Below are 12,521 nucleotides of genomic sequence, written 5' to 3'. Positions count from 1 at the left end.
TTGGAGCGCTGGCGCGCTCGAGTCGCGGCCCCGAGGGGCCGCCGGTTAGGCACCGGTGCTTGCTCCTTCGTCGCCTACGCACCGGCGCCTAACCGGCGACCCGGCCGCGACCGGCCACTTCGTGGCCGTCCCTTCCTAGGGGTCGGGAGTGCGGTGGTTGGGTTGGGTGGGTTGTGGAAGACGGGGACAGGCCGGTGTGCACGGTGTGGTGGTCGGGAGTGTGGTGGTTGGGTTGGGTGGGTTGTGGAAGACGGGGACAGGCCGGTGTGCACGGTGTGGTGGTCGGGAGTGTGGTGGTTGGGTTGGGTGGGTTGTGGAAGACGGGGAAAGGCTGCGTGTGCGGTGTGGTGGTGGGGGAGTGCGGTTGCGGGCATTTGCGTCGTCGGTGCCCGAGGGGTGGGTGGGTTTGCGGCGCGCATAGAGTTGGGGTGTGCCTGGTTTTGCTGATGTTGCCGCTGGTCCGCACACCGCCGCGCGTGTGGGGGGTGAGGCGGGGTTTCCGTTCTCGGCTGTGGTGGGGCAGGAGCGGCTGCAGTTGGCGTTGATCTTGTCGGCCGTGCATCCCGGGATCGGTGGGGTGCTGGTCCGGGGCGAGAAGGGGACGGCGAAGTCGACCGTGGTGCGGGCGCTTGCGCAGTTGCTGCCGCCGGTGGTCGACGAGACGGGGGCACGGCCCGCTCGGTTGGTGGAGTTGCCGGTTGGTGCCACTGAGGATCGCGTGGTCGGCTCGCTGGATCTCGAGCGGGTGCTGCGCGACGGGGAACAGGCGTTCCGGCCGGGGTTGCTCGCCGCGGCCCACCACGGGGTGCTGTACGTGGACGAAGTGAACCTGCTGCACGACCACCTGGTGGATGTGCTGCTCGACGCGGCGGCGATGGGGCGCGTGCACGTCGAGCGTGATGGTGTCTCGCACTCGCATCCGGCGCGGTTCGTGCTGGTGGGGACGATGAACCCCGAAGAGGGGGAGTTGCGGCCGCAGCTGCTGGACCGGTTCGGGCTCACCGTCGATGTGGCGGCCTCGCGTGAGGTCGATGTGCGGATGGCGGTGGTGCGCCGTCGCCTCGACTACGAGGCCGACCCGGCCGCGTTCGCTGCCCGCTATGTCGACGCCGATCAGAGGGTGGCCGAACGTATTCTGACCGCGCGGGACCGGCTGCCCGATGTCGCGCTGGACAATGCGGAGCTGCGCCGGATCGCGGCGCTGTGCGCGTCGTTCGATGTGGACGGGATGCGCGCCGACCTGGTCGTCGCCAGGACCGCGACCGCGCACGCGGCGTGGCGCGGGCGGGATCGGGTCACCGAGGACGATGTGCGGATCGCGGCGGAACTCGCGCTGCCGCATCGGCGTCGGCGGGATCCGTTCGACGAGCCGGGAATCAGTGAGCAGCAGCTCGACGAGGCGATGGAGGAGGCGGCGGCTGAGGTCGACAAGGCTTCGGGGGATGAGGAATTCGACGGTCCGCACGGATCAGGTGAGGGCGGGAACGGTCGCCTGGACCAGGATGAAAGCCGTGTCGACGGTAGCGATCGCGCGGCGGATTTCGACCCGGGTGACCTGGGCGATGAGCGGTCGCGAGGCCGTGGTCAGGATGCAACCGACGGTGACGGCCAGGGCCCGGACGACGAGGGGCCTGATGGTGGCGGTCCGGCCGGTGGTCCCGACGATGATGGCCCGGACGACCAGGGGCCGGACGGTGGTAGACCGGGCAGGGGCGGACCGAACGGCACCGGTGGCGAAGGTGATCGGGCGGACAACTCCAGCTCCGACGGCAACGGTTCGCGTCCCGGCCACGAAAGGGTTTCGGGCACACCGACTTCGGCGGCAAAGCCGGCCCCGCGCTGGGAGGTCCCCGGTATCGGCGAAGGTGCCCCCGGCCGACGTTCGCGCGCCCGGACCCGGACCGGTCGCACGGTCCGACCCGACACCGACCCGTCCACCGGCCTGCACCTGCTCGGCACGATCTTCGCCGCCGCACCGAAACAATTCGAGCGCGGCAGGCTCAGTGGCCCACTCGCCCTGGCGACCGAAGATCTGCGCGGCGCGTATCGCGAAGGTCGAGAAGGCAATCTGGTCGTGTTCGTCGTCGACGCGTCCGGTTCGATGGCCGCGCGCGACCGCCTCACCGCGGTGACCGGCGCCATCGTCACCCTGCTGCGCGATGCCTACCAGCGCCGCGACAAGGTGGCCGTGATCAGCGTCCGCGGTAGCGAAGCCGAACTGGTCCTACCGCCCACCTCTTCGGTCGACATCGCCGTCCGCCGGTTGGCCGGAATGCGTACCGGCGGCAAAACCCCCCTCGCCGCAGGCTTGCTGAAGGCCCGCGAGGTGATCGCTCGCGAACACGTCCGCGACCCCCGCCGTCGCCCGATGCTGGTGCTGCTCACCGACGGCCGTGCCACCGGCGGCACCGACCCACTCCCGCGCGCCCGCACCGCCGCCAAGCTGATCGCCGCCGAGGGTCACACCGCGATGGTGATCGACTGCGAACGCGGCATGATCCGCCTCGGCTTGGCCGCCGAACTGGCCCGCGACCTGCGCGCCCGATACCTGCGCTTGAACGAACTGACCGGCGAGACGGTGGCTGACGTCGTCCGCGCCACCGCCGGGCCCGCTCGCGCGGCGTAAGCCGCCGCCACGCGAACGGCAAGCGAGACTCAGGCGATCGTCGACCGGATCAGCTGACGCGGATGAAGTGCGATGCCGTCCGGCATCACCCGCTGACGGCAGTCAGGCGGATCGCGGCGTACGGCGATGCAGGTGCCCAGCCCTGTGAGTGCCGCGGCCGCACCCTGATAGAAATGGTGACGAACCGGCACGCACGGCCGACGGACGCAATGGTGGCAGAGCCGGGCGTGCGACCGACGTCCACCGCGAGGTCGCGAAGAACCCGCACAGCGAGTGCGTCGAGAAGAGGAGTTTCTGTGCCCAAAGGTGTTCCGGAGAGCGTCCCCGAGGACGGTCTGACCACTCGGCAGCGGCGTAACCAGCCGGTGCTCGCCGTGCACACCGGGCCGGGCAAAGGCAAGTCCACCGCGGCGTTCGGGATGGCGTTGCGGGCCTGGAATCAGGGCTTCGACGTGGCGGTCTTCCAGTTCGTGAAGAGCGCAAAGTGGAAGGTCGGCGAAGAAGCCGCCTTCCGCACCCTCGGCACCCTGCACGAGCAGACCGGCGCGGGTGGCGCGGTCGAGTGGCACAAGATGGGCGAAGGCTGGTCCTGGACGCGCAAACACGGCACCGAGGAAGACCACGCGGCCGCCGCCCTGTCCGGCTGGCAGGAGATCGCCCGCCGCCTCGCCGCCGAACAGCACCGCTTCTACGTCCTCGACGAGTTCACCTACCCGCTCAAATGGGGCTGGGTCGACATCGACGAAGTCGTCGACACCCTCACCCACCGCCCCGGCAACCAGCACGTCGTCATCACCGGCCGCGACGCACCACAGGCCCTGATCGAGGCGGCCGACCTGGTCACCGAGATGACGAAGGTCAAGCACCCGATGGACGCGGGCCGCAAGGGGCAGCGCGGCATCGAATGGTGATCGAGTCCGCGACCGGGCCGGCCGCGCGCGCCGTGGTCAACGGTGCGGCCATCCGGCGCGCATCGGGCCGCGGGCCCCACGCGATGTGTCGTTCTCGGGGTGGTTCGAGAGGCGCTGCGATCGATGCGGGAATCGCCGCAGAGCGAATCGTGCTGCGAGATCGAGGTACAGGGTGATGAGCGCGCCCGCCGTGGTGATCGCCGCGCCTGCCTCGGGTAGCGGGAAAACCACGCTGGCGACCGGGCTGATCGGTGCGCTGCGCCGGGCCGGGCATCGGGTGGCGCCGTTCAAGGTGGGACCCGACTACATCGACCCCGGCTATCACGGGCTCGCGGCCGGGCGACCGGGGCGCAACCTGGATCCCGTTCTGGTGGGCGAGGATCGGGTGGTGCCGCTGTATAGGCACGGCGCGCAGGGCTGCGATATCGCGATCGTCGAGGGCGTGATGGGCCTGTTCGACGGCCGGATCGACGAGAACCGCACCGATGCGATCGCCGAGGGATCCACCGCGCAGGTGGCCGGACTGCTCGGGGCACCGGTGGTCCTGGTGGTCGACGCTCGCGGACATTCCCAAAGCCTCGCCGCGCTCCTGCACGGCTTCGCCACCTACGACTCCTCGGTCCGCCTCGGCGGGGTGATCCTCAATCGCGTCGGCAGCGAGCGCCACGAACAAGTCCTGCGCGCAGCCTGCGATCGCGCCGGGCTCCCGGTTCTCGGCGCCCTGCCCCGCATGGCCGAATTGGAAGTTCCCTCACGACATTTGGGCCTCATCCCCGCCGTCGAACACGGCACGGCCGCCACCGCCGCCGTCGATGCGATGACCGAACTCGTTGCGGCACACATCGATCTGCGCGCGATAGTCGCGCTGGCCGGAGGCTCGGCCCAGGGGCCCGCATGGGACCCGCGCGCAGAACTGGCCGCTGCCGCTGAACATGCAACCTCGACCGAACTCGATGAGGGCAGCGCTCCCGCGACGACCGACGCACCATCGACGTCCTTCGATCAGCCTGCGGCGACCTCATCGACTCGATCAGGCAAAGGTCCATTGATCGCGATGGCGGGTGGTCCCGCGTTCACCTTCGGGTACGCCGAGCATCGGGAACTGCTGGACGCAGCGGGAGCGCGGGTGGTCGTCTTCGATCCACTGTCCGACGAACTCCCGCTCGGCACAGCGGGATTGGTGCTGCCGGGCGGGTTTCCGGAGGAGCACGCGGGCGAGCTTTCCGCCAACGAGCGACTACGCGCCGCAGTCGCTGACGGCGCGGCGAAAGGTCTGCCGATCCACGCCGAATGCGCGGGTCTGCTCTACCTCACCCGTTCCCTCGACGGCCATCCGATGGCGGGGGTCATCGACGCCGACGCCGAATTCGGCCCGCGCCTGACGCTGGGCTATCGCGACGCCGTCGCCCTGCACGACTCCGCCCTTTGGCGGGCGGGGGCCCGAGTGCGCGGTCACGAATTCCATCGCACGCGCCTGGCCCGCACCGGCGCCGAGAACGCCGCCTGGGGCTGGCGGACAACGGGTTCCGTCGTCGAAGGCGCCGTGGTCCGCCAGGTACACGCCTCCTACCTACACACCCACCCGGCGGGAAACCCCAGCGCGATCGCGGGGTTCGTCGCTGTCGCAAGCCGATTCGACCACTGATGGTGCCGCCTGCCGACGGTGGGGGCCGGGTAACCGGGGTGCTCGCTGTCGCGGTGGGAATCGGTCTGCGACCGGGTGCCGATGCCGAGCGGATCGTGCGTGCGGTCGAGTCGGTGGTCGGGGACCTCCACGTCGCCTGCCTGGCGACTCTCGACAGCCGGTCCGCCGAGGCGGGCGTTCGCGCAGCCGCCGCGATGCTCGGCGTCCCTGTGGTCGCGTACACGGCCGGTGAGTTGGCCGGGGTCGATGTGCAGTATGCCTCGGACCGCACGTCGGTTGCCGTCGGAACGCCCAGTGTCGCGGAGGCCGCGGCACTGCTCGCGGGTGATGGTGAACTTGTCTGCGGCAGAACAATTGTCGACGGAATAGTGGTCGCCGCCGCGTCGACTTCGCGGCGATCGCCGACGCCGAAATAAATTCGCTGGGCAAGCTCGATCGCGCGCAGTAAATTCATTTCAGCAGTTGCGAGGCGGACCGGATCTGATCGGTTACCACTCGGGATGGGGATGTCGCAGGTTCGACTCCTGCCCGTCGTCGGAAGACGGCGGTAGCTCAGCTGGTAGAGCACCTGTACCGGTCGGGACACACACGTCCGCCGAGCAACTGTCCACCGTGAACGAGCAGGACGGACCGGATTCGGTCGGTTATCTGGCACGACCTTAGGGTCCACCGCTTCATCACGCTCGGCACGGAATCCGGGACGTACTACGTCAATGCCAAGACTTTGACGGCGGACAACGCTGAATTCATCATCGAATACGCCGCCGAGCACACCGCCGTCCTGGTTCGCGAGATCGTCGAGATCTCCACCTCCGGGCGCGCGCCGGGCCAGCACCCGGCCCTGTTCGCGCTGGCCGCCGCCGCATCACTCGGTGATGTCGACGGTCGTCGAGCCGCGTTCGCCGCGCTGCCGCTGGTCGCGCGCACGGGTACGCACCTGTTCCTGTTCGCTGGCTATGCCGAGCAGTTCCGTGGCTGGGGTCGTGGGCTGCGGCGTGCCGTCGCGTACTGGTACCTGGACAAGCCGGTCGAGGACCTGGCGTTTCAGGTGGTCAAGTACCGGCAGCGCGAGGGCTGGTCGAATCGCGACCTGCTGCGTCTGTCGCACCCGGCCACCATCGACGACGACCGGCGCAGGCTGTTCGACTGGATCTGTGGCCGCGCACCGGAGCTGGACGGTGGGCTGCCGATCTCGGCGCGCGAGGCCTCGGCCGCGCTCGTTCTGGTCACCGCACGCACCGAGCCGCAGCACCAGATCGTCGGGTTCACCTCGGGCGGTCGGGGGTGGCAGGGGGCACGCGGCCTGTCCGAGCTGGCGATCTCGCCGCGTCAGCGGCTCGACGATGCGGTGCGGGCGGTGTCGAATCTGCCGTTCGGCGGCACCGACTGCTCACTGCCCATCCTGCACGCGCTGGACAAGGGCATCGAGGTCGATGTGTTTTCGATCTACACCGACAGCGAGACATGGGCGGGAACGGTGCACCCGCACCAGGCGCTGGCCCGGTACCGCCGTGAGGTGAACCCGCGGGCCAAGCTCGTGGTGGTCGGCATGACCGCGACGAAGTTCAGCATCGCCGATCCCGACGACGCGGGCATGCTCGACGTCGCGGGCTTCGACGCCGCGGTGCCGTCGCTACTGGCCGACTTCGCTACGGGCGCATAAGAGGTAAGAAATCGGAGCCGCCGCGACCTCGTTGTCGCGGCGGCGCCTTTTCTTCTCGCGCGAGAGTTCCGTCAAGGGGCGACGGAGGACCAATCGGCGAAACCTGTGGGGTCGTGGCGGCCCATGGAGGCGTGTTCGAACAGGCCCCACCCTTCGGCGTCACCGCAGCGGGCGTAGCCGATGTGGTCGATCACGCCGTAGGGGGTGCGGGCCTTGATCGCGGGGTCGGTGAGGTCGTAACTGCTCGACAACGACCAGTTCTCGCCCATCCAGCGACCGTGGGTCCAGTCGGGGTCGGCGCCGTAACCGCAGCCGACATGCAGCGCGATCCCGGGGCGCGATTCGACCTCCACCTCGAGCGGCTTTCCATCGGGGGTGGTCATGTCGAGGCGCACCGACTTCGGGTGCCGGGTGCCGGACTCGTAGGTCCAGTGCATGCGGGGCCAGCCGAGTTGTTCCTTGCGGCCGTCGTTCCAGATCCGCACCGCGTTGTTGAGCGTGCGGGTGCCGTCGGGTTCCTCCTGCACGATCACCACGATCGAGAAATCCTGGAACCGCAGCGGCGCGTAGAGCCACCAGAAGCCGTCCATGCCGGTGGGTCGACCGGCTGGTTCCGGCTCACCGGAGGGCCGGATGCCCCACGAGCGGTCGCGGCTGCCGGTCCAGACCGCCGGATCCACGGTGTAGTCGATGCCGTCGACGGCGAGAGTGCCCTCCCACGAACCTGATTGGGCGAAGCGCGAGGCCTCGATGATGGGCCGGGTGCCGGACAGGATCAGGTGCGGCTGCTCCTGCACGGCGGGCTGCGCGCCGGTCCAGGTCAGGTCGAAACCGAGATCGTCGTGTTCGCACACGACCCGAAGCTTCTGCAGCGGCTCGATCACCTCGATCCGGTAGCCACCGACGGCGGTGTTCAGGTCGCGCGAGCGGAGCGCGTCGGAGAACCGCACGCTGCGCTGGACCTCACCGTGGCGCACGGTCGCGAACGCGTCGACTACGCCGAGGTTCGGGTACACACCGAACCCGGTGACCAGCATCGCGTCGCCGGCGGGGTCGAAGGCATTGAAGTAGTAGCGGTCGTAAAAGTTCCGGTCGCTGGTGGCCGCTCGCGCCAGCGACAGCGGTGTCTGATGGACCGGGTATTCGTCCAGGGGGACGGGCATGACAGCGCTCATAATCAGTCCCATTCGTAGGTGCCGTCGAGCAGCGCCTCGAGGCTGAGGCGGTGCATCACGTAGTCGTCGAGTTCGGCGGGCACGGTGTCCTCGCCGAAGTGGATCATCCGGCACTTGATCCTGGCCATCACGATCGCATGCCGCAGGGCGGCGTAGACGATGTAGAAGTCCAGGTTCTGGACCGAATGTCCGGTGATCTCTTCATATTTCGCCACCACCGCGTCGCGGCGCAGGAAGTCCGCGAGACCGGGCTGGTCGAAGCGGGTGGCGATGTCCTGGAAGAACCGGTGGATGAAAATGGTCCAGCCCAGGTCCAGTTCGCGCGGCGCGAACGTCGCCATCTCCCAGTCCAGCACCGCCGCCGGGGTGAACCCCTCGAACAGGATGTTGCCGGGTCGGGCGTCGCCCCAGTTCAGCACCTCGGGACCGGGATCGGCGGGCCAGTTGGCCTCGAGCCAGTCGAAAGTTCGCTCGATCAGCGGTACTTCGACGCCGTGGTCGGTCAGCGCCCACTTGTACCAGGCGCGCTGGGCCTCGAAATGCCTGCGCAGCCCGGTGCCCGCACCGTCGAGCAGCGGAAAGCGCTCTGCCACCTTGTCGATGGCGTGCACCTGGGCGATCACCTCGACCGTCGCGTCCGCCACCAGTTCGCGTTCGGCGGCGGTCGCGTCGAACAGCCAGCCGAAGAACACGTACGGCGGATTGTCCGACGGCGCCCTACCCTCGACCCGCTCCATCACGATGAACGGCGAGCCGAACACGGAATCGTCGAGTTCGAGCCAGCGCAGCGGCGGGACGGCGACTTCGGACGCCGCGGCTACACCGGCCATCACCTGGTACTGCATCGCCAGGTCATAGGACTCGAACACCGGGAACGAGCTGTCCTCCGGCGCCATCCGGATGACGAAGGACCCCTGCTCGCTGCCCCCGTCCGCCTGCCACTCGGCGTCGAACAGAATGGTGGTGCTCGACATGCCGCCGGTGGACGGCTTGTCCAGATTGCTGACCATCGCCTCGGCGCCGACCTTGCCGGTCAGCCAGCGCGCCAACTTCCCCGCGAGCTCGTCCAGATCGCGCTCACTGACCGTGAGCGACATCTGAGCGGCCGGATCCTGATCTTCGGACATCTACGGGGTACCCCTATCACAAAAACCTGTAACGTGTGTCACTTCTGAGTACCGGACGGCCGACCGGAATGTAAGGGCGGCATCGGTCAGCGGGACTCAGGGTTGACAGCCGCAAAGATCGGGGTTTTCCCGGACGCGCCCGGCCGTTTCCTTCGATTAGCTTCGGTAACAACCGAACTCGATGAGGAGGCGTGGGTGACCACAGCGACCGCTGAACGTGCGCACGATGCTATCGCGAGCCCGCCGTCACCACCACCGACCTGGCATCCGCTCACCCGGCTCGCGTTCCGGTTCAGTGTCGCGTACCTGGGGCTTTTCTGTTTGTGGATGGCTCAGATCACCTTCGTCTTTCTCGGCGTCCTCGCCTTGCGGCTGCCGGAGGAGGCGATGCTCTGGCAGATGATCGCGCTCGAGCCGGTGAGCGAGTGGGTCGGCGAGCACGTGTTCGGGGTGGATGCGCGGCTGGCGATGAACGGCAGCGGTGATCAGGCCGCGATCTGGATCCAGTGTGGACTGGTCCTGGTGGCCGCGGTGCTGATCACGGTCGTGTGGTCGGTCCTCGACCGGCGCAGGCGCGCCTATCCACGGCTGCTGAGCTGGTTTCTCACCGCGCTGAGGTTGTTCGCCGGCGGGCAGATGCTGTTCTACGGGTTCGCGAAGCTGATCCCGACCCAGATGCCGGAACCCGCACTGATCGCTCTGCTCACTCGCGTCGGCGACCTGACCCCGATGGCGATGCTGTGGACGCAGGTCGGATCCTCGCCCGCCTACGAGATCGCGTTGGGTGCGGCCGAAGTGGTCGCCGGGCTGCTGCTGTTCTGGCCGCGCACCGCGACGCTGGGCGCCATGCTGAGCGTGGTCAGTATGGCGCAGGTGTTCCTGCTGAACCTGACCTTCGACGTCCCGGTGAAGATGCTGGCCGGGCATCTGCTGCTGATGGGGTTGGTGCTGCTCGCTCCCCAGGCCCGCAGGCTGGCGAATATCCTCGTGCTGGAACGAGATTCGGGACCGGCGGTGCAACCACCGCTGTTCGCGTCGCCGCGGGCGAACCGGTGGGCGACCGTGGCGCAAGTCGCGGTCGGGCTGTGGATCACGGTGGGAATGGTCTATGCCGGCATGGAGAGCTGGCGCGAATACGGCGGCGGCGCACCGAAACCCGAGCTGTACGGCATCTGGGAAGTCGGCGAGTTCACCGTCGACGGAACCCCGATCCCACCGCTCACCACCGACCCGACGCGCTGGCAGCGCCTCGTCATCGATGTGGAATCCGCGGGCTACCAGCGAATGGACGACACGATCGTGCCGGTGCTGGCCACGACCGACCCGGCGGCGAACACGATGACACTGTCCGCCGCACCAACCGGCCCGGCCGAAAGCCCCAAACCCTACGCGACATTCACCATCGACAAGACCTCGGCGGACACGCTGACCCTGCGCGGAGAACTCGACGGCCGCCCCGCGACGATCACTGTCGAACGCGCCGACCTCGACAGTTTCCCTCTGCGCAGCACGGACTTCCGCTGGGTCCAGAACCAGCCGCATTTCAGCTGAGATCGGGCCGGGTGCCGCCGATGTCCTCGAACCAGAGGTCGGGGTGGTCGGCGATGAACTCGCTCATCATCGACACACACCGTGGATCGTCGAGCACGACCACCCGCACCCCGTGTTCGGCCAGCCAGTCGTGTCCGCCGTGGAAGGTCCGCGCCTCGCCGATGATCACGGTGCCGATCCCGAACTGGCGCACCAAGCCGCTGCAATACCAGCACGGCGACAGCGTGGTGACCATGATCGTCGGGCGGTAGTCGCGGCGCCGCCCCGCCGCACGGAAGGCGTCGGTTTCGGCGTGCACGCTCGGATCGTCGTTCTGGACGCGACGGTTGTGCCCGCGCCCGAGCAGGGTGCCGTCGGCATCGAACAGGGCGGCGCCGATCGGGATGCCACCCTCGGCCAGACCTCGGCGCGCTTCGTCGTAGGCCACCTCGAGGAGTGCGTCCGGCTGGGTCATGGATTCCACTGTCCCGCCTGCCGGGCGGGTTGGCAACGCGGGACACGCTCGACGATCAGATCCCGTCTGTCGGCGGGTGCGTTCGGGCCGCATCGAACCAGGAACTAGGCTGGGATACTGTGCCGAACACCGCTGACACCGCATCGACCCCGCCCGCAGGCGACCCGAACTACCTGGTCGGGCTCGATCTGCGGGGACGCAGAGTGGTCGTGGTCGGTGGTGGAACGGTCGCCCAGCGCAGGCTGGGACTACTTGTCGCCGCCGGTGCTGATGTGCACGTGATCAGCCGGGCCGTCACTCCGGCCGTCGAAGGCATGGGGACGGCGGGACAGCTGAGTATCGAACTGCGCGCCTACGCCGACGGTGATCTCGACGGCGCCTGGTACGCGATGGCCTGCACCGACGAACCCGAGACCAACGCCGCGGTGGTCGCCGAAGCCACGGCCCGGCGCATCTTCTGCGTCCGCGCCGACATCGCCAGGGACGGCACCGCGGTCACCCCGGCGACCGCCCGCTACGACGGACTTTCACTCGGCGTGCTCGCCGGTGGCGCGCACCGCCGCTCGGCCGCCGTGCGCAACGGCCTGCTCGAAGCGCTGCAATCCGGTGTGGTGACCGATGATTCGGAGCCGGTGACCCCGGGCGTCGCGCTGGTCGGCGGCGGCCCCGGCGATCCAGACCTGATCACCGTGCGTGGGCGCAGGCTCCTTGCCCGCGCCGATCTGGTCGTCGCCGACCGGCTCGCCCCGCCGGAACTGCTCGCCGAACTCGGCCCGCACGTCGAGGTGATCGACGCCGCGAAGATCCCGTACGGCCGGTCGATGGCGCAGGAGGCGATCAACCTCGCGCTGGTCGAGGGCTTCAAGGCAGGCAAGTTCGTGGTCCGGCTCAAAGGCGGCGACCCGTACGTGTTCGGCCGCGGCTACGAGGAACTCGAGGCGTGCACCGAGGCCGGTATCCCGGTGACCGTGGTGCCCGGTGTGACGAGTCCGATCTCGGTGCCCGGCGCGGCCGGTATCCCGGTGACCCATCGCGGGGTGACGCACGAGTTCGTCGTCGTGAGTGGACACGTCGCCCCCGATCACCCCGATTCGCTCGTCGACTGGTCGGCGCTGGCCAAGCTGCGCGGCACCATCGTGCTGATGATGGCGGTCGAGCGGATCGACAAGTTCGCCGCCGCCCTGCTCGCCGGTGGTCGCCCGAGCGATACCCCGGCCGCGGTCATTCAGGAGGGCACCCTGCGTACTCAGCGGGTGGTGCGGGCCGACCTCGCCACGGTCGCCGATCGGGTCAAGGAAGAGGGCATCCGCCCGCCCGCGATCATCGTCATCGGCCCCACGGCGGGCTTCGGCCTCGACTAGCTTCACCG

At 68.8% G+C, this 12,521-nt stretch carries 10 protein-coding genes; 7 read left to right on the top strand and 3 right to left on the bottom strand.

Annotated elements, in window-relative coordinates:
* The first annotated feature begins 478 nt into the window (after positions 1-478).
* The 5 genes from ACQHI0_RS19010 to ACQHI0_RS18990 all read left to right on the top strand — a co-directional run bounded on the left by ACQHI0_RS19010 (position 479) and on the right by ACQHI0_RS18990 (position 6,845).
* Positions 479-2,626, top strand: a complete 2,148-nt coding sequence (locus ACQHI0_RS19010) for a magnesium chelatase subunit D family protein (RefSeq protein WP_427909224.1) — start codon at positions 479-481, stop codon at positions 2,624-2,626.
* Positions 2,627-2,922: 296 nt separating this feature from the next.
* Positions 2,923-3,537 (top strand): cob(I)yrinic acid a,c-diamide adenosyltransferase, encoded by a 615-nt coding sequence (gene cobO / locus ACQHI0_RS19005; RefSeq protein ID WP_427903205.1) that lies wholly within the window; start codon positions 2,923-2,925, stop codon positions 3,535-3,537.
* Between the two features lie 175 nt (positions 3,538-3,712).
* Positions 3,713-5,182, top strand: a complete 1,470-nt coding sequence (locus tag ACQHI0_RS19000) for a cobyrinate a,c-diamide synthase (protein WP_427903204.1) — start codon at positions 3,713-3,715, stop codon at positions 5,180-5,182.
* Complete coding sequence (locus tag ACQHI0_RS18995) at positions 5,182-5,598, top strand: cobalamin biosynthesis protein (protein ID WP_427903203.1); 417 nt, start codon at positions 5,182-5,184, stop codon at positions 5,596-5,598. Before ACQHI0_RS19000 ends, ACQHI0_RS18995 begins: the two co-directional genes overlap by 1 nt.
* 218 nt (positions 5,599-5,816) lie before the next feature.
* The gene (locus ACQHI0_RS18990; RefSeq protein ID WP_427909223.1) at positions 5,817-6,845 is read left to right on the top strand and encodes a TROVE domain-containing protein; all 1,029 of its coding nucleotides are present in this window, start codon (positions 5,817-5,819) and stop codon (positions 6,843-6,845) included.
* A 71-nt stretch (positions 6,846-6,916) separates the two neighbouring features.
* Here the strand turns inward: ACQHI0_RS18990 and ACQHI0_RS18985 are convergent, their stop codons facing one another.
* Both ACQHI0_RS18985 and ACQHI0_RS18980 read right to left on the bottom strand, forming a co-directional pair.
* Positions 6,917-8,008, bottom strand: coding sequence for a hypothetical protein (locus tag ACQHI0_RS18985; RefSeq protein ID WP_427903202.1), 1,092 nt, complete (start codon positions 8,006-8,008; stop codon positions 6,917-6,919).
* A 14-nt stretch (positions 8,009-8,022) separates the two neighbouring features.
* Entirely contained in the window at positions 8,023-9,147 is a 1,125-nt protein-coding gene (locus tag ACQHI0_RS18980; protein WP_427903201.1) for a phosphotransferase family protein, read from the bottom strand.
* A gap of 195 nt (positions 9,148-9,342) precedes the next feature.
* Here ACQHI0_RS18980 and ACQHI0_RS18975 point away from each other — a divergent pair, with 195 nt between their 5' ends.
* Positions 9,343-10,698 carry a DoxX family protein gene (locus ACQHI0_RS18975; RefSeq protein ID WP_427903200.1) on the top strand — a complete coding sequence of 452 codons (1,356 nt, stop codon included), beginning with the start codon at positions 9,343-9,345 and terminating at the stop codon, positions 10,696-10,698.
* Here ACQHI0_RS18975 and ACQHI0_RS18970 read toward each other — a convergent pair.
* Positions 10,691-11,152 (bottom strand): nucleoside deaminase, encoded by a 462-nt coding sequence (locus ACQHI0_RS18970; RefSeq protein ID WP_427903199.1) that lies wholly within the window; start codon positions 11,150-11,152, stop codon positions 10,691-10,693. The genes ACQHI0_RS18975 and ACQHI0_RS18970 overlap by 8 nt on opposite strands.
* Positions 11,153-11,271: 119 nt before the next feature.
* Between ACQHI0_RS18970 and cobA the strand changes: the two genes are divergently transcribed.
* Positions 11,272-12,513: a uroporphyrinogen-III C-methyltransferase gene (gene cobA / locus ACQHI0_RS18965; RefSeq protein WP_427903198.1), complete on the top strand. Its 1,242-nt coding sequence runs from the start codon at positions 11,272-11,274 to the stop codon at positions 12,511-12,513.
* Positions 12,514-12,521: the final 8 nt, after the last annotated feature.

Source organism: Nocardia sp. FBN12, from assembly GCF_050320175.1.
Taxonomy (GTDB): Bacteria; Actinomycetota; Actinomycetes; order Mycobacteriales; family Mycobacteriaceae; genus Nocardia.
The sequence above is the reverse complement of the archived record's forward strand: the minus strand, read 5'-3'. Positions and strand labels throughout refer to the sequence as shown.

Excerpts from the sequence above, each read along its gene's own strand:
- ACQHI0_RS19000 (WP_427903204.1), top strand. The coding sequence starts at position 3,713 with ATGAGCGCGCCCGCCGTGGTGATCGCCGCGCCTGCCTCGGGTAGCGGG.
- ACQHI0_RS18995 (WP_427903203.1), top strand. The coding sequence starts at position 5,182 with ATGGTGCCGCCTGCCGACGGTGGGGGCCGGGTAACCGGGGTGCTCGCT.
- ACQHI0_RS18980 (WP_427903201.1), bottom strand. The coding sequence starts at position 9,147 with ATGTCCGAAGATCAGGATCCGGCCGCTCAGATGTCGCTCACGGTCAGT.
- ACQHI0_RS18985 (WP_427903202.1), bottom strand. The coding sequence starts at position 8,008 with ATGCCCGTCCCCCTGGACGAATACCCGGTCCATCAGACACCGCTGTCG.
- ACQHI0_RS18970 (WP_427903199.1), bottom strand. The coding sequence starts at position 11,152 with ATGACCCAGCCGGACGCACTCCTCGAGGTGGCCTACGACGAAGCGCGC.